Annotated in this window: 21 protein-coding genes; 14 read left to right on the top strand and 7 right to left on the bottom strand. The window is 54.8% G+C overall.

The features are described from left to right. The first annotated feature begins 318 nt into the window (after positions 1-318). The 5 genes from Q0835_RS04730 (at position 319) to Q0835_RS04750 (ending at position 2,931) form a co-directional block, all read left to right on the top strand. Positions 319-705, top strand: a complete 387-nt coding sequence (locus Q0835_RS04730) for an AtpZ/AtpI family protein (RefSeq protein ID WP_298813824.1) — start codon at positions 319-321, stop codon at positions 703-705. 55 nt (positions 706-760) lie between these two features. Further along, positions 761-1,510, top strand: coding sequence for a F0F1 ATP synthase subunit A (locus tag Q0835_RS04735; RefSeq protein WP_298813822.1), 750 nt, complete (start codon positions 761-763; stop codon positions 1,508-1,510). Between the two features lie 72 nt (positions 1,511-1,582). Beyond that, on the top strand, positions 1,583-1,807 hold the full coding sequence (locus tag Q0835_RS04740; protein WP_055111220.1) for a F0F1 ATP synthase subunit C: 225 nt from the start codon (positions 1,583-1,585) through the stop codon (positions 1,805-1,807). Positions 1,808-1,889: 82 nt separating this feature from the next. After that, positions 1,890-2,441: a F0F1 ATP synthase subunit B gene (locus Q0835_RS04745; RefSeq protein WP_298813812.1), complete on the top strand. Its 552-nt coding sequence runs from the start codon at positions 1,890-1,892 to the stop codon at positions 2,439-2,441. Between the two features lie 10 nt (positions 2,442-2,451). Further along, entirely contained in the window at positions 2,452-2,931 is a 480-nt protein-coding gene (locus Q0835_RS04750; protein WP_298958843.1) for a F0F1 ATP synthase subunit B, read from the top strand. An 83-nt stretch (positions 2,932-3,014) separates the two neighbouring features. On the opposite strand, the gene Q0835_RS04755 is transcribed toward Q0835_RS04750, so the two are convergent. Together Q0835_RS04755 and Q0835_RS04760 are read right to left on the bottom strand one after the other, a co-directional pair. After that, a complete protein-coding gene (locus tag Q0835_RS04755) occupies positions 3,015-3,674 on the bottom strand; it encodes a ribonuclease HII (protein ID WP_298958846.1) in 660 nt (219 codons plus the stop codon). 45 nt (positions 3,675-3,719) lie between these two features. Then, complete coding sequence (locus Q0835_RS04760; RefSeq protein ID WP_298958849.1) at positions 3,720-4,853, bottom strand: PA0069 family radical SAM protein; 1,134 nt, start codon at positions 4,851-4,853, stop codon at positions 3,720-3,722. A gap of 111 nt (positions 4,854-4,964) precedes the next feature. Between Q0835_RS04760 and Q0835_RS04765 the strand changes: the two genes are divergently transcribed. After that, entirely contained in the window at positions 4,965-5,657 is a 693-nt protein-coding gene (locus Q0835_RS04765; protein ID WP_298813805.1) for a glycosyltransferase, read from the top strand. A 425-nt stretch (positions 5,658-6,082) separates the two neighbouring features. Next, positions 6,083-6,451: a VOC family protein gene (locus tag Q0835_RS04770; protein WP_298958852.1), complete on the top strand. Its 369-nt coding sequence runs from the start codon at positions 6,083-6,085 to the stop codon at positions 6,449-6,451. Positions 6,452-6,703: 252 nt separating this feature from the next. Here the strand turns inward: Q0835_RS04770 and Q0835_RS04775 are convergent, their stop codons facing one another. Then, positions 6,704-7,900 carry an MFS transporter gene (locus Q0835_RS04775; protein WP_298958855.1) on the bottom strand — a complete coding sequence of 399 codons (1,197 nt, stop codon included), beginning with the start codon at positions 7,898-7,900 and terminating at the stop codon, positions 6,704-6,706. A 113-nt stretch (positions 7,901-8,013) separates the two neighbouring features. Between Q0835_RS04775 and Q0835_RS04780 the strand changes: the two genes are divergently transcribed. Continuing rightward, positions 8,014-8,925 (top strand): LysR family transcriptional regulator, encoded by a 912-nt coding sequence (locus Q0835_RS04780; RefSeq protein WP_298958857.1) that lies wholly within the window; start codon positions 8,014-8,016, stop codon positions 8,923-8,925. A 300-nt stretch (positions 8,926-9,225) separates the two neighbouring features. Here Q0835_RS04780 and Q0835_RS04785 read toward each other — a convergent pair whose 3' ends face one another. From Q0835_RS04785 to moaB, 3 genes are read right to left on the bottom strand one after another with little or no spacing between them, the layout of a single operon-like run. After that, a complete protein-coding gene (locus Q0835_RS04785; protein WP_298958859.1) occupies positions 9,226-10,194 on the bottom strand; it encodes a glutathione S-transferase C-terminal domain-containing protein in 969 nt (322 codons plus the stop codon). Positions 10,195-10,236: 42 nt separating this feature from the next. Further along, positions 10,237-10,737 carry a GNAT family N-acetyltransferase gene (locus Q0835_RS04790; protein ID WP_298958861.1) on the bottom strand — a complete coding sequence of 167 codons (501 nt, stop codon included), beginning with the start codon at positions 10,735-10,737 and terminating at the stop codon, positions 10,237-10,239. 3 nt (positions 10,738-10,740) lie between these two features. Beyond that, positions 10,741-11,298, bottom strand: coding sequence for a molybdenum cofactor biosynthesis protein B (gene moaB / locus Q0835_RS04795; RefSeq protein ID WP_298958863.1), 558 nt, complete (start codon positions 11,296-11,298; stop codon positions 10,741-10,743). A 187-nt stretch (positions 11,299-11,485) separates the two neighbouring features. Between moaB and Q0835_RS04800 the strand changes: the two genes are divergently transcribed. The 6 genes from Q0835_RS04800 (at position 11,486) to Q0835_RS04825 (ending at position 19,055) form a co-directional block, all read left to right on the top strand. After that, a complete protein-coding gene (locus Q0835_RS04800) occupies positions 11,486-12,712 on the top strand; it encodes a PLP-dependent aminotransferase family protein (RefSeq protein WP_298958864.1) in 1,227 nt (408 codons plus the stop codon). Positions 12,713-12,750: 38 nt separating this feature from the next. Continuing rightward, positions 12,751-13,395 (top strand): ceramidase domain-containing protein, encoded by a 645-nt coding sequence (locus tag Q0835_RS04805; protein WP_298958866.1) that lies wholly within the window; start codon positions 12,751-12,753, stop codon positions 13,393-13,395. Positions 13,396-13,505: 110 nt separating this feature from the next. Then, positions 13,506-15,797 carry an NADP-dependent malic enzyme gene (locus tag Q0835_RS04810; RefSeq protein WP_298958868.1) on the top strand — a complete coding sequence of 764 codons (2,292 nt, stop codon included), beginning with the start codon at positions 13,506-13,508 and terminating at the stop codon, positions 15,795-15,797. A gap of 87 nt (positions 15,798-15,884) precedes the next feature. Continuing rightward, entirely contained in the window at positions 15,885-16,202 is a 318-nt protein-coding gene (locus Q0835_RS04815) for a chorismate mutase (protein WP_363324496.1), read from the top strand. A 99-nt stretch (positions 16,203-16,301) separates the two neighbouring features. After that, entirely contained in the window at positions 16,302-17,423 is a 1,122-nt protein-coding gene (locus Q0835_RS04820; RefSeq protein WP_298958872.1) for a PQQ-dependent sugar dehydrogenase, read from the top strand. A gap of 336 nt (positions 17,424-17,759) precedes the next feature. Further along, on the top strand, positions 17,760-19,055 hold the full coding sequence (locus tag Q0835_RS04825) for a DEAD/DEAH box helicase (RefSeq protein ID WP_298958875.1): 1,296 nt from the start codon (positions 17,760-17,762) through the stop codon (positions 19,053-19,055). A 1,222-nt stretch (positions 19,056-20,277) separates the two neighbouring features. Here the strand turns inward: Q0835_RS04825 and Q0835_RS04830 are convergent. After that, positions 20,278-21,954, bottom strand: a complete 1,677-nt coding sequence (locus Q0835_RS04830; RefSeq protein ID WP_298958877.1) for an electron transfer flavoprotein-ubiquinone oxidoreductase — start codon at positions 21,952-21,954, stop codon at positions 20,278-20,280. Positions 21,955-21,977 lie beyond the last annotated feature (23 nt).

Here is a 21,977-nt window from a genome sequence, read left to right on the forward strand (position 1 = left end):
TTGTCTTCTGATCCCTCAATACCGCATCGCATCAATTCGCGGCGGTTCAGCGATCTTGTGCTTGTCTCAGCAACAACAAATGATTCATTCGGCGTTGAAATCGTCCCTGAAACGCATTTGGTGCGCACTGCCGCGGGATCGGCATGCAACTTAGGTCTGGGTAATTTGATGTGACCTTAAAAAGATAATATTTTTCAACTAGATAAGGATTGTTGATGGCTTCTTGACACGGCATGAGGTGCCGACTATGGTGCGCGCGGCTTACGGGGCTCTCCCGTTGTTGTATCTGACATGTCGGCGTGGTGGGGACTTAACAACATGTCTTCGCAAAACGGCGGTGACGAAGATCAGAACGGCGACGCACCGGAAGCAGGTCTGTCGGAACGGCGGGCTCAATTGGACCGGATGCTTGATGACCGGCGTGTCGAGGAAGAAAAAGCCGCGCGCAAGTCACAGAGCAACTCATCCGGATACGCACAGGCGATGAAACTGTCTTCAGAATTCATCGCTGGTGTGTTGGTGGGGGCCGGGATTGGTTGGGTGGCCGACCAATGGCTAGGAACAACGCCTCTAGGGCTGATTGTGTTCTTGCTGTTGGGCTTTGCGGCCGGTGTTTTGAATGTTCTGCGCTCGGCCGGTGTTGTCGAGCAGCCAGGGGCTAAGGGCACCAGCAAAGAAGACGTTCACAAGAACAGGCCGGACTAGAATTTGTCGCGCCTTATCGGCGCTGTGATAATGAACGAACGAAGAAGGCTGGCCGGTGGCGAACGATCCGATCCATCAGTTCCAAATCCAGAAAATCTTTCCGATTGAAGTCGGAGGAATGGATTTCTCTTTCACCAATTCTTCGTTGTTCATGGTTTTGACCGTGGCAGCGACATCTGCGTTTCTGATCTTCTCGACCAGCGGTCGCGGCCTGGTGCCGACCCGAGTACAGTCGGTCTCGGAAATGATGTATGAATTCATTGCCGGAACGCTTCGAGATGCGACAGGAACCGACGGGATGCGATTCTTCCCGCTTGTGTTCTCGCTCTTTATGTTCGTTCTGGTCGCCAACCTCTTCGGGATGTTCCCGTACTTCTTTACCATCACAAGCCACATCATTGTCACCTTCGCCCTCGCGATGTTGGTGATTCTAACCGTGATTTTCTACGGGTTCATGCGGCACGGAATGAAGTTCCTGAAACTCTTCATTCCAAGTGGCGTTCCTGGCGCACTGATCCCGCTGGTGACCATGATCGAGGTTATCTCGTTCCTGTCCCGCCCGATCAGCCTTTCTGTTCGTCTGTTTGCGAACATGCTTGCCGGGCACATTACATTGAAGGTCTTCTCCGGCTTTGTCGTCAGCCTTAGCGCTATGGGTGCCCTTGGCATTTTCGGCGCGATTCTGCCGCTCGCAATGACGGTCGCCTTGACGGCGCTGGAATTTCTTGTCGCTTTCCTGCAGGCCTACGTCTTTGCCGTTCTGACCTGCATGTATCTGAACGACGCAATTCATCCTTCACACTAAGGGTAATCCAAATCACACGGCGATAGAGCGCCGTGCGTGAGAAATCTGCAAACACATCTAGGAGCACGTGTCATGGAAGCAGAAGCAGCAAAATACATCGGTGCGGGTATCGCATGCCTGGGCATGGGCGGCGCTGGTATCGGCCTCGGCACCATCTTCGGTAACTACCTCGCAGGCGCCCTGCGCAACCCGTCCGCTGCCGATGGCCAGTTCGGCCGTCTTATCTTCGGCTTCGCCGTGACGGAAGCTTTGGGCATCTTCTCCCTTCTGATCGCCTTCCTTATCCTGTTCGCTTAATCGCTCTCAAACAGCGACATTTGATGCGACTCCGGTGGCGGCGCTCCAATAGCGCCGCCTAGCCGGATTTAGGAGACAGGAAATGGCAGGCGAAACGACCACTGAAGGCCATGCGGCCATCGCGGAAGCAGCCGGCGAGCACGGCGTGGGCTTCCCGCCGTTCGATGCGACGACTTTTGCGTCCCAGTTGTTCTGGCTCGCAATCACTTTCGGTATTTTCTACTGGATCATGAAGAACGTGGCGATGCCGCGGATCGCAGGGATCCTGGAAGACCGGAAGGACCGCATCGCCGGAGATCTTTCCGAGGCCAACCGCCTGAAGGCAGAAACCGACGCAGCGATCGCCGCGTACGAACAGGCACTAGCCGAAGCTCGCAACAAGGCTCATGGGATTGCTCATGACACGCGGGCAAAGTTGAAGGCCGAGCAGGATGCGCGCCGGGAAAAAGCTGAGACCGAACTCGGCGAAAAGCTGAAAGCGGCGGAAGCACATATCACCGGCATCAAGACTGAAGCACTGTCCCAGATCGAAGAGATTGCCGGAGACACCACATCAGCTCTCGTAGAGCAGCTGATTGGTAAGGCTCCGACCAAAACCGATCTGAACAAAGCGCTGAAGTCGGCGATGAACTGAGGAGACGATCATGGACGCAACATTTTGGGCCCTGGTCGGTCTCGTTCTCTTCTTTGCACTGATCGCCTATCTCAAGGTGCCCGGCAAGATCGGCGGATCGCTTGACGATCGCGCCGATACAATCCGCAAGGAACTGGAAGAAGCACGCAAGATGCGTGAAGAAGCCCAGGCTCTTTTGTCGGAATATCAGCGCAAGCGCCACGAAGCTGAGGGCGAGGCAGAAGCCATCATTGCTGAAGCCAATTCGGAAGCAGAGCGTTTGACGGTTGAAACCAACCAGGCTCTTGAAGAGATGATCGCGCGCCGCACAAAGGCGGCGGAAGACAAGATCGCTCAGGCAGAAAGCCAGGCAATCTCTGAAGTTCGCGCCAAGGCAGCCGATATCGCCGTTGCAGCAGCCGAGGAGATCCTCGCTGCAAAGGTTCAGGACAAAGTCGCCGACGACATCCTGACCAAAAGCATCGCGCAGGTAAAAGAGCGCCTGAATTAATACTTGGGAACTTCCGAGTTGAGATAAAAAAGCGGCCTCTCGAGGCCGCTTTTTTCATGCGTTTTTTACATTCGCACTGCACATCAATCACTCGACACTTCCGCGGCCAGCCGGACGGGTTTGAAGCTCATCCTGTGATGAACTGTCGGGCCAAGTGCCTCAAGCGCTTCCTGATGCCTGGGCACTCCATATCCCTTGTGTTGGGCGAAGCCATATCCCGGAAACCGGTCCTCCAGCCGGACCATCATTCTGTCCCGTGTAACCTTGGCCACAATGGACGCGGCAGCGACACAAAGGCAGCGGCCGTCGCCCTTGATCAATGCCTGGCCCGGTTGCGATAGACCGGGTGGAATGTCTCTGCCGTCGATCAAGGCATAGCTGGGGCGTTTTGGCAATCCGTTGACGGCTCTCACCATTGCGGAAAGTGTCGCCGCGCGGATGTTGAGACGGTCAATCGTCGCCGGTGAGGCACTGGCCACACAAATCCAGGCGCTGGAAACGATGTCCAGATACAAGGCTTCGCGTTTGGCCTCGGAGAGCTTCTTGGAATCATCCAGCCCATCCGGCACGCGCTCGTAGTCAAGAATGACAGCAGCAGTGACAACCGGCCCGGCCCATGGCCCGCGCCCGGCTTCGTCAACACCGCACAAAAGCCCGTCAAAATCCAAGGCGTACCTGCGCTCAAGAGATAGGTCTGGGCGATCGGGAAAAGCCAGATCGAACAGGGAAGGCGTGCCAGTCATGTCGATCAACCTGCCGTTTGCAAGAAATCACTTCAAGCCGGGACTTCAAAAGAGGTCCAGTTGCACACCACCTTTTTGAGGTTGGCGGAATTCATTCAGGTTCAGTTTCTTTCTGCGTAAGCTGAGGCCCAGACGTTTTGCAGCAAGCGAATAGCGTTTGGAGATCTGATCCGCATAGGGACCTCGACCTCTCATGCGTTCCCCCCATTTGGCGTCATAGTCTTTGCCGCCACGCATGGATCTGATGAGGTTCATGACGTGCCTGTATCGGTCAGGGCGATGCCTGAGCAGCCAGTCGCGGAACAGTTCGGAGACTTCAAGGGGCAACCGTAAAAGGACATAAGCAGCTTCCTGTGCACCGTGCTCGGCAGCTGCTTCCAATATGTTTTCAATCTCACTGTCGGTCAGAGCAGGGATAATGGGTGCCATCATGACCAGCGAGGGAATGCCTGCTGCGTTCAGGGCCTTGATAGCACCAAGACGTTTGTGAGGTGCGGACGCGCGGGGCTCCATGGCACGGCACAACTTCTTGTCCAGGGTGGTGACGGAGAGCGCGACCTTGACCAGATTGCGTTCGGCCATCCGCGCGAGGATGTCGATGTCCCTGGTCACGAGTGCTGACTTTGTCACGATCGCGACCGGATGAGAACAGTTGTCGAGAACTTCCAGGATTTCCCGCATCAACTTGTATCCGCGTTCCAGCGGTTGATAGGGGTCGGTGTTCGTGCCGATGGCGATCACGCGCGGAATGTAGCCCGGTTTGGACAATTCCCGCTCCAGAAGCTGCGCCGCATTGGGTTTGGCGAAAAGGCGGGTTTCAAAGTCCAGCCCGGGAGACAGTCCCATATAGGCGTGGCTTGGCCGCGCGAAACAGTAGACACAACCATGTTCGCAGCCGCGATAAGGGTTAATCGAACGGTCAAAGGAAAGATCGGGCGAAGAATTGCGCGTTATGATCGTCCGTGCACGCTCTTCTTGTACCTCGGTTTGCAATGGGGGCAGATCTTCAAGAGTGTCCCAGCCATCGTCAAAGCTTTCATAGGCTAGGGGTTCAAATCGGCCGGACTTGTTAAGTGCTGAGCCCCGGCCTCTTGTTCTATCCTCCTTCAACCGGGAAGCACTGTCTTCGGGAATGTCGGCCGTTTGCTGCGCTGCAGCGAATTGCGTAGGCGCGTTCATGATCGTTTCAGGCGAGTAAATGAGAACATAAGTAGAACATTAGCCAATTTCCGCGCGTTCTCAAGCCCATTCACTCGCACTTTGAAAAAAAATCCTGTAGAACTTCGGGACATGATTAGCGTCATTATTCCGACATACAATTCCGAAACCGAGCTGGTCCATGCCCTCTCGGCGCTTGTGCCCGCAGCAGCGGAAGGCGTCGTGCGCGAAGTCGTGATCGTGGACGGTGGCTCATCGGACAATACCGGCAAGGTCGCGGACGCGGCCGGTTGCCACTGGGCGGTCTTGAAGAAATCAAAGGCTGAACGCCTCGCGTTGGGTGCTGAGATCGCCAAAAGAGGCGACTGGTTGCTGTTCTTGCAGCCTGAAACGCTACTTGAGAGCGGTTGGCACCATGAAGCACAGGCATTTGTCGAACGGGCAGCCCGCGCGCCAAACGGACCCCGGACGGCGGCCAGCTTTCGGCTGCGATACGAAGCCTTTGGGCCAGGTGCCCGTCTTGGGGAATCCGTCGCGGCGTTCCGTTCCCAGCTGCTTGGCATGCCTTACGGAAATCAAGGGCTGCTGATCTCACGTCAGTTCTATCAAAAGCTCGGTGGTCACAGGCCTTTGCCGCAGCTGGAAGATCTCGACATAGCAAAGCGCATTGGCCGCGGCCGAATGGTGTTTCTGCGGGCAGCCGCGGTCACATCCGGCGAACCGCAGCGGGAGGGCCTCATTGCAGGCTTGCGCCAATCATTTGCCCGGTTCTGCGTTGGGATCCTGCGCATTCCGGCAAGGGTCGCGATCAAACTCCACGGCTAATGACAGGCAACGGCGAGCCAGGGAACGTCCCCTTATGATGGTGCACTCCGACATTGATCGGAGCCCCTAGAGCGGGACTGTCATCTGTGTTGCAGCAGCTCACAAACCGTCTGGGTTTCCCTTGCCTTTGCACCTTGTATGCAATCCAGATTGCGAGGGATCTGAGCGCATAGTTTCTTGGGACCGTGCCCGAGGACGTATACTTATAATTGAAGAGTGGCCGATGCCCGCTTCTGGTATAACTGCCGGGGTTGATCCATCTGCCGCGTCAGGCGGCTACGCGGACATAACTGCCGTTGCTAATCCGCAATTACGCAGATAAAATGCGTGCATGATTGCCTGAGTATTTCCACGCAAACCGCTCTTTGGTTTTACAGCGCGCCGCCTCATAGGGCGCAACAATTACTCATGCAAAAAGAAAAATCATGATTAGCTACATCACTCTTGGGTCAAATGACCTTGCTGCTTCCGCAACTTTTTTCGATGCGTTGTTCTGCGCAATAAACGGTACACGCGCCTTTAGCCTAGACAACATGATCGGCTATAGCTTTGGGCCTGAAAAACCCAAAATAGTAGTGACCACGCCCTACAATGGCGAAACTGCGTCTCACGGAAATGGTGCCATGGTTGCGCTCGCAGCAAAGGATCAAGATCAAGTCGATGCCGTTCATGCTCTGGCAATTGAACTCGGCGCAACCGATGAAGGAGCCCCGGGTCATCGAGGCAAGAACTTTTACGGTGGTTATTTTCGTGACCCAGACGGAAATAAGTTCAACATTAGCTTGACGGTCTGACTGTCTTCAGCGCTATGGACCATGAGAGGCAACTCAAAGGGTGCCTCTCAGGGTCACTCTGGGCTCAAACCCGCCATTCGCTGCAGTTGGGGGCTGTCAGGTTGCAATGCGCCCCCGGAACGGGCCCTAACTGTTTCGCTCTCACCTGCCGAAAACAATCGCTCTCTGCGATTGGGTCAAACGGTCTGGCCGCGGGCGAAGGCAACCCTGATCGTAACTTGTTCAACGATCATTTCATTCTACTTGTGTCTCCTATCGTGCCCAGGTGTAGACCGGAAACCGGCGCTCTCCCGCCAGGATCAGAATGGCAACCCCGAACACCAAGGACGGGATCAGAGAGATTTCCAGCCAACCAACTTGTTCAGCGAACCAGCCACCGATCATAGGCAGCGGGAATGCGATGCCGTAGCCGATGAGAGTCATTCCTGCAGACAGCTGTGTCACAGCTCTTCCTTTTGCAATGACGGCTGGCAGCGATACCAACAGAATGAGTTCTACCGATGCTGCGAACCCGGTGAGCAGGGCACCCAACCAAGAAGCCCATCCGGAGAAGAAGGTAAATAGAGCAAGCCCGAGCACGGCCAATCCCGCAGATGCCGCTATGGGCATTCGCCTGCCAATCCAGCCTGGCGCTGCCAACACTGCGAACGAAGCCATCAATGGGGTCGCGTTGTAGAGCAACAGTAACCAGGCAAGTGCATCACGCTCACCTCGTGCATCCAGTATCACGCCGATATAGGAGTTGATGACATAGAATAGGACAATCGATCCGGCCAGGAGCAGCCCAAATTGCCAAACGCACGCGTCGTTCCAGTTTGGCAGTGATGCAGTCGATGCCGGATCCCGCGTACCGACTTCGGGTGCATCATTGGTTTCTTTGGGCGCACGCACGAACGTCGCGGCCAACGATATGAGCAAGATGGGAACAGACCACAGGAACAACGCCATGCGCCAGTCTTCGCCGGCCAGTGGCAGCACCAAAGGCAAGGTCAATCCTGCACCAGACACTTCCCCAACCATCATACCGTTCAGATATACGGCGTTTCCGAGTGCAATGTGTCGAGGCGTCCAAACCCTGGTCGCCGCGGGTAAAGCAGTCTGGAACAGGGCAACGCCAAATCCCATAAGAACAGAAACCGAAAAAAGCATCAGACTCGAAGGCGCATATCCGCGCGCGGTGGAGGCCACCGCCATCAGCAAAACACCAAAAGCAATTGCAGCTTTCAAACCGAAGCGTCCGATTAGGAAAGTCGCGGGGATCGCGCCAAAGGCAATGGCGACCACAGGCAACATGGTCAAAGCTCCGATCCCCATAGCTTCCAGCCCATAGGATTCCGCAATGCGGGTTGCCAATGGAGGAGTGGCCAAAACCGGTACACGCAGTGTCCAGCCGACGAGCCACAAGATAGCCAGTGTGAAAATCGGAAGTGTATGAAGGCGCCGGCGCAAATTTTGCTCCTCTGGTGGCAATTCAAGAGCGTGGGTCGGCTGAATATATAATTTCTAATAATTTTCAGTAGATGTGTTATTTTGAAATCTGATATCTAATTTTTGGAAAGCAAATGAATCGATTTGCCGAGATTGAAGCATTTGTGGCCGTTGTCGAGACTGGCTCGTTTTCAGCTGCGGCTGAACGCCAAGGTGTGGCGATTTCAGCAGTCAGCCGCAGGGTTGACGAAATGGAAGCACGCCTTGGCGTCAGACTTACACTCCGCTCGACGCGTGGAGTAAAGGCCACCGAAAGAGGCCGGGAATATTACGCTCACTGTCTGCGGCTCTTATCTGATCTGAACGAAGCAGACAGCGCGATTTCCGGTCAAGACAGACCGATAAAAGGTCTCATACGCGTCGCTTGCCCACCCGCATTCGGTCTGCGCTATCTGGCACCACTCGCCAACCAATTCGCAGCGTCGAATCCCGAGATTCATTTCGACATGGAATTAAGTGATCGGCCCGTCGACCTGATCGAAGGGGGATTTGATTTTGCAATACGTCTCGGGCATTTGGATGATCCGGCGCTGACCTCGGAACCCCTTTTTTCTGTCCACTATGTCGTCGCAGCCAGCCCGGCCTTTTGGGATCAGTATGGCCGCCCAGGTACACCAGAAGATCTGACTGGTTTTCCGGCGCTCGCGTATCGTGTTGGACCGGATCCCGCGCGCTGGCGATTTTCGCGCCCGAACGGTCAAAAACTGGACGTGCAACTGTCACCGCGCATTGTCACCAATAATGGTACGGTCTTGGTTGACGCGGCTAAAGCAGGTCTGGGCGTTTGTCTGGAGCCCAGTTTCGTTTGTAACGATGCAATTCTAGAGGGCACTTTGGAGACAGTGCTGAACGATCACCGCACATATGGACGAGACGCAAAACTGGTTCGGCCGGCTGCCCGGCCGCTGTCTCGGCGAGCCGAAGAGTTCGTAGATACTCTTCGAGGCGCATTCGCGACAACAGCCCCATGGGAGATCAAGGACTAGAAATTCTCCTGCTGCTTCATCAATCGGCCTGACGTGTATTGCGGACATTTGCCTGGAACGCAGCATCGGACACTCTGGGCTCTAAGACGCCGGCCGACCAAACGGACCAAGCCGCAGTGTTTTGGGCGCAAAGCAGACATTGAAGTTCGGTATGTCTGTACGATTGAAGCTCTACAAACGAGCGCTGAGAATGAGACGGCCTTCTCCGACGCCGAATGGCGGTTAGAAGCGCCAATTCTTCCTCGCCTTCGTCAAGCCTGTTGCCATCCTGCTTTGGCAACGCGCTAGAGAGGCTGCAGCCTAGGCTGCCTCAAGCGGCTCTGAAAAGTCGACAATCGGTCCAAGCGGCACGATGCCGTTCGGATTTCGCAGCTCGCTTTTTGAGTGATAGCCTCGCCTGTAAATGTCGAGCTTTACCGTGTCGGCGACGCCTGGAAGGGCAAAGAACCGGCGGGCATAGGCCCACAGATGCGGGTAGTCGATCAGCCTGCGTTTATTGCATTTGAAGGCGCTCCAATAAGCGGTATCAAACCGCGCCAGTGTCGGAAAAAGACGAATGTCGGCCTCCGTGATGCTCTCCCCAGTCAACCAGGAACGTGTCTCAAGCACGCTTTCGATCCGGTCCAGCGCTTCGAAGACCTCGGTAACGGCTTCATCGTAAGCTGTTTGTGAGCGCGCAAAGCCTGCACGATAAACGCCATTGTTGAGTTCCGGATAGATGAAGGCATTCCAGTCGTCGATGTCGTTCTGCAGCTCGCTTGGGAAATAGTCGGCCGGGTTTTCGGCAATGCCCTGGAAGGCACTGTTGAGCATGCGGATGATTTCAGCCGACTCGTTGCTCACCAGAGTATCGGTTCTGGTGTCCCACAGAACGGGCACTGTGACCCGCCCTGTATAGTCAGAGGTGCCTTTCGCATAGATCTGGTGCAGGGCCGCAGCGCCAGCGAGGGTATCGGTATAGCCGTTTTTCGGGTCAAACACCCAACCATCTTCTGTGCGTTTCGGCGCAAGGACAGATATTCCAATGTGATCCTGAAGACCCTTCACCGCACGCATCAACAACGTGCGGTGCGCCCAGGGGCAGTTCCAGGCAACGTAGAGATGGTAACGGCCACTTTCAGCGCGGTATCCAGCTTTCCCCGTTGCGCCTGCGGAGCCGTCTGGTGTGACCCAATTCCGGATCTGTGCTTTCGATCTTTCGAAGCGATCGCCATCAACGCTGTCTCCTGTTGCATCGGAAACCCAGTTGCCATCGACGAGCATACCCATTCTTTTCTCCTTTCCGGCTGAATTAGGCCGTTTCTGCCGAAGTTACAGAGGACAGGTCATGCGGATGGATGGAAATTCGACGTTCCCGGGCAGGAGAACGAGAAATCGTTCGATGCTATTGAAGCCGCAGGCGCGGTAAAAACTCTCGCCATTCAGCGTCGAATAGCAATTAAACTCTGAAAGGCCGCCAGATTTCGCGTCCTCGAAGCAACGTTGCATCAACAAACGCCCAATTCCCCGGCTGGTAAATTCTGGATCTGTGCCGAAATGGCGAATGTTACCGTTGTTTTCCGTCTCGTCGAGCCCTGTCGGGGATGCCTTTGTCCAGCCTCCTGCGCCGACCAGCTGGCCGTCTTCAGTTTCCGCCAGATAATAGCTGCCGGAGGTCAGGAGCTCCGGTCTTGAACGCGTGATCAATGGCAGAGCCTTGGCAAGTGTTGCTGCATCGTAAGCACTCTTGAGCAGCGCTGTGTAGCTTTTGAGGAGCAATGCCGAAACAGCGCGCTCATCGTCCAGGACTGCTGATCGAATGAGAAACGGCAATTCTCAAGCCTCCTGGAGTTTGCCGCGTTTCAAGTGTTCATCGAGCCGCGGCATGATTTCAACGAAGTTGCACGGCATGTGGCGATAGTCGAGCTGCCACTTCAAAATTCCGTCCCACGCATCCTTGCAGGCCCCTGTCGATCCGGGGAGCACGAAAATGTACGTTGCGCCGGCCACTCCGCCTGTTGCCCGGGACTGGATAGTCGACGTTCCAATCTTGTCATAGGAAATGCGATGGAACACTTCGGAAAAACCGTCCATGCGCTTTTCAAACAGCGGCTCCATGGCCTCAGGTGTTACGTCCCGGCCGGTGAAACCGGTCCCACCTGTAGAGACAATGACGTCAACTCCCTTGTCCGCAATCCAGGCTCTTGCGATCTCTTGAATGGCCGGAACGTCGTCCTTGACGATCTTGCGGTCTGCCAGGGTATGGCCAGCGCTTTTGATCCGGTCTGCAAGCGTTTTGCCCGACTTGTCTTCATCCAATGAACGTGTGTCGGACACCGTCAGAACGGCAATATTGAGCGGAATGAACGGGCGGCTTTCATCGAGACGTGACATGAATAACTCCTTTGCATCAACACTTAGGCACTCAGGACCCTCGGGTCCAGCTCAGCCGTATTTGCGTGGTTTGGAAGATTGTTTACGCAATAAAATTACAAAAAATAAAAAGATTGAGACACTTGCAAAATATATAGGTCAGTATTATTGACTTAATTTGTCTCTTTTGAAAGCCAGTGAGCCCGCCATGACCACCTGGGAAAGTCTTTACGCCAAGCGTGCCAGTCGAATGCGCGCGTCGGAAATTCGCGAACTGCTGAAGTTGCTGGACCGCCCGGATGTGATTTCATTTGCAGGCGGTATTCCCGACCCCGAGCTGTTTCCCACAGAGAGTTTCCAGAAAGCCTATGAGGAGATCCTGGGCGGTCCGGAGGCATCCAGGGCGCTTCAATACGGAGTGAGCGAAGGCAGCTTGCGCTTGAGAATGTGGATTGTCGCCCACATGCGCGAACTCGGTGTGGAATGCGCACCTGAAAACATTCTGATCACCTCTGGATCGCAACAGGCACTGGACTATCTCGGCAAGCTGTTTTTGTCCCCGGGGGACACTGCACTTGTCCAATGGCCAACCTATCTCGGCGCGGTTCAGGCCTTCAACGCATATGAGTTGCAATTCGACCGGCTGGATCCTGGAACCAACCGTGCCGCGGAAGACTACACAAGAAAGGCTGATGAATTCGGTGGGCAGGTCAAGTTCGCATATCTGTCTCCCGATTTCGCCAATCCAACGGGTTTGACTGTTGGCCTTGAAGACCGGCGCCGCATTTTGGCTTTGGCTGAGAAATTATCCTGCGCAGTTGTCGAAGACGCTCCTTATGAAAGTCTGCGATATGACGGTGAAGCCGTTGAGCCGATGCTGGCTCTGGATTGTCAAAACTCCGGCGGTATCGAGAACAGCCGGACGCTTTATTGTGGCAGCTTCTCCAAATCCCTGTCCCCAGGTCTGAGGCTTGGCTGGATCTGTGCGGCCTCTGAAGTGATTTCCAGGCTTGTGTTGATCAAGCAGGCAAGCGATCTCAACACGCCCGTTCTCAACCAGGATGCCATGGCACGCGTTGCTGAACGCGACTTCGCCACCCACACGGCCCGAACAAATCGGATCTACCGGGCGCGGCGCGATGCCATGCTGGAAGCATTGGAAAAGCACATGCCGGCGGAGTGCCGTTGGGCCAGACCGGAAGGCGGCATGTTCATCTGGGTGGAATTGCCGACTGCGTGTGATGCTGCCGAACTGCTGCAGAGCTCTGTTGAAAAGGCCAAAGTCGCCTTTGTTCCCGGAAGAGCGTTCCATCCCGATGGAAGCGGTGCCAACACGATGCGGCTGAGTTTTTCCTGCGCTGATGAACGGAAAATTGAAGAAGGTGTTTCGCGATTGGCCCGCTTGATTGCTGAAACTGTCACGTCCAGGCTGTAGTTAGATCTGAAAAGAAGCAGCAGATTGGTGCGTTGCAGATGGCATTGAATGAACAGGTCGACAATTATTGCGAGCGGGTTGGGCCCGATTTCTGGTCTGAACCGGTCAACGCCATCACAAACGCTGCCTTTCTGGTCGCCGCAATTGTCGCGTTTTTCTTGTGGCGGCGAAAAACACCGGATGACTGGCCGGCGTTTGTTTTGATTGGCGTTGTTTTTGTAATAGGTGTCGGCTCATTCCTGTTTCACACCTTCGCAACCAGATGGGCAGCACTCGCTGACATATTGCCAATTGCCATATTCATTCATGTCTATTTGTTTTTTGCACTGAAACGGTTTCTTGCAGTCACCTGGTGGCTCGCATTGTTGATTGTTGTCGGGTTTTTTCTGGCAACACCGTTTGTCGCTCAAGTGATCGCACCTTTGGTCGGCTCTTCTGCGGGATATGTGCCGGCGCTGCTCGCGATTTTCGTCGTGGGCGCTTTGTTCAGAAGGCAAAACAGCCGCCTCGGCGCACAGGTGCTGATCACGGGCATTGTCTTCGCGCTTTCATTGACTTTCCGCATGTTGGATGAGCCAATCTGCAACCAATTTGCCTTGGGAACGCATTTCCTGTGGCATATCCTGAACAGCATTGTGCTCTTTGGACTGTTGCGGGTTCTCATTTTGCATCGCGCCAGATAAAGCTCAGAGACAATTCATCAAATCGCTGCAATAGTTGGCAGGGGGCCATGCCGCCGCGAATTGCAGAAAAAGACTACCTAACGGAATATGCCAGGGAGACAGGGACAGTCATGAGCGACAGCAAATCCAACGAAAGCGATCTGACAGAAGCCGCCCTGTATTTTCACGAACATCCAAGGCCTGGCAAACTCGAAATCCAGGCCACCAAGCCATTGGGCAACCAGCGCGACCTGGCGCTCGCCTATTCTCCGGGCGTTGCCGCACCCTGCCTTGAAATTGCCGAGGATCCCGCGAAGGCCGCCAATTACACGTCCAGGGGCAACCTTGTCGCTGTGATCTCGAACGGAACCGCTGTTCTTGGACTTGGCAACATCGGACCGCTTGCCTCAAAGCCGGTGATGGAAGGCAAGGCGGTTCTTTTCAAGAAATTCGCCGGCATTGATGTGTTCGACATCGAAGTTGCGCAAAACAATGTCGACAAGTTCGTCGATGCCGTTTCGGTTCTGGAGCCGACGTTCGGGGGCATCAACCTGGAAGACATCAAGGCGCCTGAATGCTTCATGATCGAAGCCAAGTTGCGCGAAAAAATGAACATCCCGGTTTTTCACGACGATCAGCACGGCACGGCGATCATCGTTGGAGCGGCGGTTCGAAACGGTCTGCAGCTGGCCGGCAAGAAGATTGAAGATGCCAAGATCGTTGCCTCCGGGGCCGGTGCTGCCGCGCTCGCCTGTCTGAATATGCTGATATCCCTTGGCGCAAAACGTGAAAACATCTGGGTCACTGACATTGAGGGTGTCGTCTATGAAGGACGCGAAGCTCTCATGGATGAGTGGAAGTCCGCTTTTGCGCAAAAGACAGATTTGCGCACGCTTGATCAGGTGATTGATGGTGCGGATGTCTTCCTGGGATTGTCCGCAGGCGGTGTTTTGAAACCACATATGGTTGAGAAGATGGGCAAGGGACCCTTGATCCTTGCTCTTGCAAACCCCAACCCGGAGATCATGCCGGAAGAGGCGCAGAAAGTGCGCAGTGATGTCGTGATGTGCACCGGGCGCTCCGACTATCCGAACCAGGTCAACAACGTTTTGTGTTTTCCATATATCTTCCGTGGTGCGCTCGACGTTGGCGCGACCACGATCAATGAAGAAATGAAACGTGCTGCAGTTGAGGCAATTGCGGGCCTTGCGCAGGAAGAACCCTCCGATGTGGCCGCGCGTGCTTATGGCGGCAAGACCGAAATCTTCGGCCCGAATTATCTCATACCGTCACCATTCGACCAGCGTCTGATCCTGCGCATTGCACCAGCTGTTGCCAAGGCAGCCATGGACACCGGTGTTGCAACGCGTCCGATCGAGGATTTTGCTGCCTATTATGACCGGCTGAACCGCTTCGTGTTCCGGTCAGGTCTCATCATGAAACCGATCATCCACAACGCTACCAAGGATCCGCAAAGGATCATTTACGCGGAAGGAGAAGACGAGCGGGTATTGAGAGCCGCGCAGGTTCTGATTGAGGACAAGATCGCGAAACCCATTTTGGTCGGCCGGCCCGATGTTCTTCAGCAGCGCTGCGAACGGTTTGGATTGAAAATCCGCCCGGAGGTCGATTTCGAATACGTCAACCCGCAGGACGATCCCCGTTATCGCGAATATGTCGACGAGTATTTCGAATGTGTCGGCCGCCTCGGTCTGCCGCCTGATGCGGCAAGAACCGTCGTGCGCACGAACGCCACAGTCATTTCCGCACTCGCGGTCCGGCGGGGTGAGGCGGACGCCGTCATTTGCGGGCTGGAAGGGCGCTACACTCGCCATCTGAGAGACATCAAGCAGGTCATTGGTGTTTGTGAAACGGCACGCGATCTCTCGGCCATGTCATTGTTGATCAACAGCCAGGGCGCTCTGTTCCTGTCCGATACCTTTGTGACCGAAGATCCGACGGCTCAGGAGATCTCCGAAATGGCAATCCTGGCAGCCCAGGAAATTCGCCGGTTTGGTATCGAACCCAAAATCGCTCTTCTGTCGATGTCCAATTTTGGTTCTCGTGAAACAGCGTCCTCGCGCAAGATGCGCGAAGCCCTTGAACTTATCTGGGAACGGCATCCGGAACTGGAAGCCGACGGTGAAATGCATGGCGATTCTGCTCTGAGTACCGATTTGCGTGAACGTGTCATGCCCAACAGCAAGCTTACGGGCGAAGCGAACCTCTTGCTGTTTCCGAACCTCGATTCCGCCAACATTGCCCACAATCTTTTGAAGGTGGCCACGCAAGCTCTCCACGTTGGGCCGATCCTTCTGGGAACTGCGCGACCGGCTCATATTCTGACGCCGTCCGTAACCTCCCGGGGTGTCGTCAACATGTCAGCGCTTGCCAGCGTGGAAGCGCAGACCCGGACGAGCTGATCGCTGCTTCAATTTGCGCATTCCCTTTCCTGATGCGAACCGGTACACCCGGTTCGCTTCTGTTCTGTCCACCAAAGCGTGAACCAAGTGAAACACCCAGCAGATTGCGTCAACAAATCCGACATCCGCACAGCCATCGACAGGCTTGATGAAGACCTCCTTCAAATTTTTGCCCGCAGGCAAGAATATGTGCGCCGCATGGCGGAATTGAAGAATCGGCCTGAAGAGGCCTTCGACCATGAGCGTATTGAAACCATGGTTGCAGCAATCAGAGCGCGGGCAGCGGAACTGGGTCTGGAAAGTGACCAGGCCGAGCTCATCTGGCGCACTCTGATTGATTGGAATGTCGCTTATGAAAAGCGGGCAATTTCCGCGCGATTGGAAGGCGGCGCTATAACCTCCTGAAATGACATTTCCGTTTTTTGCACGTTTGACGCTGTCAACCGCCAGCAAAGTGCCTACCTATGTGGTCACTTGTTGGTCAGCTCAAGGACGGAACACCTCATGAATTTCAGGACGTTTTGCCTGCCTGCAATTGCTGCAATGGCCCTTTCCATGACAGGTGCCACGATGCTTCCAGTGGCAGCTCAATCTTCGTTCAATCTGGAGACGGTTACAGAGGGACTTTCCTATCCCTGGAGCGTTGCCATGCTGCCGGACGGCGGCTTTTTGGTAACTGAGCGCGACGGTGTCTTGAAACACGTCGATGCAGAAGGCAATCAACAGGTGGTCGAAGGCGTGCCGGACGTGTTTGCGCAAGGTCAGGGTGGTCTTCTGGATGTTGTCCTCAGCCCGGATTTTGAGAACGATGCCACGGTATACCTGACCTTCTCGCAAGGGTCTCCGGAAGGAGCCGGCACATCTTTGTTCAAAGCGGTGCTGGGTCAATCGCAAGGCGGCGGATATGCGCTCGAAGGCGAGACGATCTTTGCAGGCAACAACAAGGCGTATGGCGGGCGACACTTCGGCTCCAGGATCGCTTTCGCGCCGGATGGCACGTTGTTCATGACGATCGGCGACAGGGGAGACGGCGACAGGGCTCAAGTGACTTCAGACCACACAGGTTCCGTCTTGCGACTGACCTCAGACGGCACTCCGGCACCTGACAATCCCTTTGTCGGCGACGACAGCTACAAGCCGGAAATCTGGTCAATTGGTCATCGCAACCCGCAAAGTGCTGCGATCAACCCCGCAACCGGTGTTCTTTGGACCGTCGAGCACGGAGCCCGGGGAGGGGATGAAATCAACATTCCTGAGGCGGGCAAGAACTATGGCTGGCCGATTATTTCCTACGGACGGCATTATTCGGGCGGCAAGATTGGCGAAGGCACCTCCAAACCTGGTTTGGAGCAACCCATTCACTATTGGGATCCGTCCATCGCGCCTTCAGGCATGGCCTTTGTTACGAGAGATACCTACCCTGACTGGAAAGGCGACCTTCTGGTTGGGGCGTTGCGTGGCCAGCATCTTTCCAAACTGGATTTGAGCGGAAACGAAATTGTTGGGGAGCAGCAGTTGCTGACGGATCTTGGCGAGCGAATCCGTGATGTGCGTCAGGGTCCTGATGGTTTCATTTATGTTTTGACCGACAGCGATGAGGGCCGCCTTATCCGGCTGGTTCCCTGACACGTTAACGAATGGTTTGATCATTAAAGGGATTTCAAGCTGCTTGGCTTGACTTTTGCGGCTGCTAAGACGATATAGCAGCCAGCAATCGCTGCCGCGTGAGCAGACAGCGCGCCGAAAAATTTGGAAACCGACTGGTTTCCTGGCTGCCGCTTCCGATTGTCCAAACATGAGCCTAATGAGGGGCTCAAACAGTTCCCAATTCACGCGAGGGTCTGGCGGCATGGAGCCTTCATTGTATTGATTCCGGCTGCCGCGCTTCATAACAAACCGCAGGGCAGGTGCCGTGCGGTACCGCAAGCGTGTTTCGTAGCGCTTGCAGTCAAGGAATTCAATTTGACCGATTTTCACAGCCTGGGACTTTCCGGCGACCTGCTTACTGCCGTTTCTGAAAATGGCTATGCGACACCGACGCCGATCCAGCAAAAGGCAATCCCGCTTATTCTTGAGGGCAAGGACCTGATGGGTCTTGCTCAAACGGGTACCGGCAAGACTGCCGCTTTCGGACTTCCCCTGATCGACCAGCTCGTGGCCGATGGAACCCAGCCTCGCTCGCGGGGAACGCGCGCGCTGGTGCTGGCGCCGACACGCGAACTTGTCAATCAGATTGCAAAGAACCTGATTTCGTTCCTGAAGAAAACGCCACTTCGGGTCACCTCTGTTGTCGGTGGTGTGTCCATCAATGGCCAGATCAAACGCCTTTCCAGGGGAACGGACATTCTTGTGGCGACGCCGGGCCGTCTGCTTGATTTGGTGGACCGTGGAGCCGTTGATCTTGGTACCGCGTCCTATCTCGTTCTCGACGAAGCAGATCAGATGCTGGATCTCGGCTTCATTCACGCGCTTCGCCGGATTGCCGGCCTTGTGGCCGATGAACGCCAGACACTGCTGTTTTCCGCCACGATGCCGAAACAGATCAATGAACTTGCCCAGTCCTACCTCAGAAATCCGGAGCGGGTTGAAGTCGCACCGGCTGGAAAGACAGCCGACAAGATCACGCAGTCGGTCCACTTCATGGACCAAAAAGCCAAGGGCGATTTCCTGGTCGGTCAACTGAAAGCCAAGCCGGATGGCATGTCTTTGGTTTTCTGCCGCACCAAACACGGTGCAGAGCGCCTGATGAGAAAACTGGCGCAGTCCGGCATTTCCGCAGGATCCATCCATGGCAACAAAAGCCAGAACCAGCGCGAACGCGCAATCCGGGATCTCAAGTCCGGCGCCATCAATGTTCTCGTCGCAACGGATGTTGCTGCAAGAGGGATCGATATCCCTGGTGTCAGTCACGTCTATAACTTCGAGTTGCCTGAGGTTGCCGAGGCCTATGTGCATCGGATCGGCCGGACAGCACGTGCAGGCGCGGAAGGTGAAGCTGTTGCCTTGTGTGCACCGGAAGAAATCGGTCTCTTCAGGCAGATCGAGAAACTGATCGGTATCGAGATTGCGGTGGCTGGTGGAGAAGTTCCCCCCATGTCAGCAGCAAGCAAAGCGAAGCGTGGTGGAGGCAATCGGGGCAACAAGCCTTCGGCCAAGAAGCCGTACCGCAAACAATCCGCTTCAGGCGATAACGACAACAGGGCACATTCCAGGCGTTCACGCCGTAGACGGACGTCAAATCGGCAAAACGCAGCCTAGTATTCCTGTCTTGGGAATTTGTGTTTGCGCCAAGATGTCTTGATTTCATGAAAAAGCACCGGGAAGTGGCCTTCCCGGTGCTGTCCTTGTGGTCGATGGGTTTCAGAAGAGCACAGGCTTTTCTGAATGAAATTGTCGGAGTTTCTTAATTCCTGAGCCAGAACCGCCGCGTCCTTGCTCGAGACTTAATGTCCCTCCTGTCCACAAGGTATCCAACCGCATTGTGCGGTCCGACCTCTTGATCGTATTTGGGGATTGCCGCGGGAACACCGCGAGGAGATTGCTGGTAACGCTTTGAACGTTATTACAAATCAAATTAGCCCCGTTAAAAGTAAAACTAAATTAACCATCCCAACTGCGCAATCATAACTATTCCACGATGCCTCTGGGTGTGGATAAGTCTAAAGATAAATAAAAACAAATAGTTATAGTGCGGATGCGCGTCATTATGGTGAAGTGCGTCACGCAAGCAGGCGACTTGCGAGCGTTTCTACATTGAATAAGTGCTGTAAATTCAAAGAATTGCACTTAGTATTTCTGTAATCTATTGTGATATAAAAAAAATTTATGGGCAAAACATGCGACATGCATTTCTCTATGTGATTGTAAATTAAAGGGAAAAACAGTTGTGCGTACTGTAAATAGTGCCAAGTAACCTTTACGGCAGCTTTTCGCCGGGAGCTTCAGATGCAGAGAAGCAGGAGGTCATCTCACACTTGGTCAGGAGCAAAATTTGACCAATTGGTATAAAGAGACTTTCTGGGGTTATAATTAGTTTTTATCCCGTGAAATTTCTGGTTGACGTTTCCGTAACGTGAAGCTACATCAGCGCCCAATGAGGTTTGGTTAATCGAATTTAATTATTCGGCCAAACCCAAATAATCCAGACAACATCTGGGATATTGTGCACGTTGGCTCCATCAGGACCTTCGACCTCACGACATAATCGCCTGTCGTCATGAACGCTGGCGAAGACCTTGTGGCGCGGGCGTTTGCGTGACATGCGAAGGAGTGGGCTTTCCGCTCCTCAGCGTTACGCAATGGACAACCGCAACAAGCCGGACCCCCACTGATACCGGCTTGATACGACCCATCGGCCGCAAGACTGCAGCACCGGAAAGACGTCTTTCCGGTGCTGTTTTGTTTTTGGGAAAAGGGTCTTCGATAAAAAAGAAAAGCCACGGACTTGCCGTGGCTCAACCTTGGTCATCGGAAATCACACCTACATGTTCGGGTAATTGGGCCCGCCAGCTCCTTCCGGTACGGTCCAGGTGATATTGCCGTTCGGATCCTTGATATCGCAGGTCTTGCAGTGAACGCAGTTCTGCGAATTGATCTGGAATCGCGGAGCGTCTTCACCTTCTTCCACCCATTCATAAACGCCGGCCGGACAGTAACGGTTGGAGGGCCCTGCAAAGATGTCATGCTCGGAAGACTTCTGGAGGACGTCGTCCTTCACCTTCAGGTGAATCGGCTGATCTTCTTCGTGGTTGGTATTGGACAGGAACACAGACGAAAGCTTGTCGAAGGAAACTACGCCGTCTGGCTTCGGATAGTCGATCTTCTTGCAGTCTTTGGCCGGTTTCAGTGTCTCGGAGTCTTTTTTGCCGTGTTTCATTGTTCCGAAGAACGAGAAACCGAACAACTCGTTGGTCCACATGTCCAGGCCACCAAGGCCAATGCCAAGCCAGGTGCCGAACTTTGACCAAAGTGGCTTTGCATTACGTACCTTTTTCAGGTCGTCGCCAATCGGGCTGTTGCGCCATGCCGCATCGTAATTCGTCAGTTCCGAATGAGCTTCCCCGCGCCCGATGGCCGACATCACTTCGTCCGCCGCCAGCATTCCGGACAGCATCGCGTTGTGTGAGCCCTTGATCCTGGGCACGTTGACGAGGCCGGCCGAGCATCCCATCAGCAGGCCTCCTGGAAACGACATCTTCGGCACGGACTGAAAGCCGCCTTCCGTGATCGCGCGTGCGCCATAGGAAATGCGCTTGCCGCCTTCGAAAGTATCGCAAATGGCTGGGTGCGTTTTGAAACGCTGGAATTCGTCGAACGGCGAGAGCCATGGATTTTCGTAGTTGAGATGAACCACAAAGCCGACCGCCACCTGGTTGTCTTCCAGATGATAGAGGAACGAGCCACCACCGGTCTTGCCGTCCAGCGGCCACCCAAACGAGTGCTGAACCAGGCCTGGTCGATGCTTCGAAGGGTCAACCTGCCATAGTTCCTTGATGCCGATACCGAATTTCGCGACGTCGCTCTCTCGGTCGAGATCGAATTTCTCAATCAGTTGTTTGGCAAGCGATCCGCGCGCACCTTCACCGATCAGCGTGTATTTGCCTCTGAGTTCCATGCCGCGGGTGAACATGGCATTCGGTTTTCCGTCGCGGCCAATACCCATGTCGCCAGTGGCAACACCGACAACGTTTCCGCTCTCGTCGTAAAGCAGCTCCGCGGCGGCAAATCCGGGGTAAATCTCCACGCCAAGAACTTCCGCTTTCTCGGCAAGCCAGCGGCAGACATTGCCAAGCGAAACAATGTAATTGCCGTGGTTGCCCATGAGTTTGGGCATGAACATATTTGGCAAACGCATCGAACCGGCCGGTCCGAGCACCAGAAAGTGGTCTGCGGTGACGGGCGTTTTTATCGGCGTGTCCTCGTCCCGCCACTCCGGAAGAAGCTGGTCCAGCGCGACTGGGTCGATCACAGCGCCCGACAAAATATGAGCGCCGACTTCCGATCCCTTTTCCAGGACCACGACACTTAGTTCCTCGCCTTTTTCGTTGGCGAGCTGTTTCAGTCTGATTGCAGCTGCAAGACCTGCAGGGCCTGCACCCACAATCACGACATCGACATCCATGCTCTCGCGTTCGCCAAGCGCGTCTTGTTCGCTCATCTTTTTCTCCCTCCGCCCAAAAG

The organism is uncultured Roseibium sp. (genome assembly GCF_947499295.1).
Classification (GTDB): domain Bacteria; phylum Pseudomonadota; class Alphaproteobacteria; order Rhizobiales; family Stappiaceae; genus Roseibium.

Excerpts from the sequence above, each read along its gene's own strand:
- Q0835_RS04730 (WP_298813824.1), top strand. The coding sequence starts at position 319 with ATGTCTTCGCAAAACGGCGGTGACGAAGATCAGAACGGCGACGCACCG.
- Q0835_RS04740 (WP_055111220.1), top strand. The coding sequence starts at position 1,583 with ATGGAAGCAGAAGCAGCAAAATACATCGGTGCGGGTATCGCATGCCTG.
- Q0835_RS04745 (WP_298813812.1), top strand. The coding sequence starts at position 1,890 with ATGGCAGGCGAAACGACCACTGAAGGCCATGCGGCCATCGCGGAAGCA.
- Q0835_RS04750 (WP_298958843.1), top strand. The coding sequence starts at position 2,452 with ATGGACGCAACATTTTGGGCCCTGGTCGGTCTCGTTCTCTTCTTTGCA.
- Q0835_RS04755 (WP_298958846.1), bottom strand. The coding sequence starts at position 3,674 with ATGACTGGCACGCCTTCCCTGTTCGATCTGGCTTTTCCCGATCGCCCA.
- Q0835_RS04760 (WP_298958849.1), bottom strand. The coding sequence starts at position 4,853 with ATGAACGCGCCTACGCAATTCGCTGCAGCGCAGCAAACGGCCGACATT.
- Q0835_RS04765 (WP_298813805.1), top strand. The coding sequence starts at position 4,965 with ATGATTAGCGTCATTATTCCGACATACAATTCCGAAACCGAGCTGGTC.
- Q0835_RS04770 (WP_298958852.1), top strand. The coding sequence starts at position 6,083 with ATGATTAGCTACATCACTCTTGGGTCAAATGACCTTGCTGCTTCCGCA.
- Q0835_RS04780 (WP_298958857.1), top strand. The coding sequence starts at position 8,014 with ATGAATCGATTTGCCGAGATTGAAGCATTTGTGGCCGTTGTCGAGACT.
- Q0835_RS04785 (WP_298958859.1), bottom strand. The coding sequence starts at position 10,194 with ATGGGTATGCTCGTCGATGGCAACTGGGTTTCCGATGCAACAGGAGAC.
- moaB (WP_298958863.1), bottom strand. The coding sequence starts at position 11,298 with ATGTCACGTCTCGATGAAAGCCGCCCGTTCATTCCGCTCAATATTGCC.
- Q0835_RS04800 (WP_298958864.1), top strand. The coding sequence starts at position 11,486 with ATGACCACCTGGGAAAGTCTTTACGCCAAGCGTGCCAGTCGAATGCGC.
- Q0835_RS04805 (WP_298958866.1), top strand. The coding sequence starts at position 12,751 with ATGGCATTGAATGAACAGGTCGACAATTATTGCGAGCGGGTTGGGCCC.
- Q0835_RS04810 (WP_298958868.1), top strand. The coding sequence starts at position 13,506 with ATGAGCGACAGCAAATCCAACGAAAGCGATCTGACAGAAGCCGCCCTG.
- Q0835_RS04820 (WP_298958872.1), top strand. The coding sequence starts at position 16,302 with ATGAATTTCAGGACGTTTTGCCTGCCTGCAATTGCTGCAATGGCCCTT.
- Q0835_RS04830 (WP_298958877.1), bottom strand. The coding sequence starts at position 21,954 with ATGAGCGAACAAGACGCGCTTGGCGAACGCGAGAGCATGGATGTCGAT.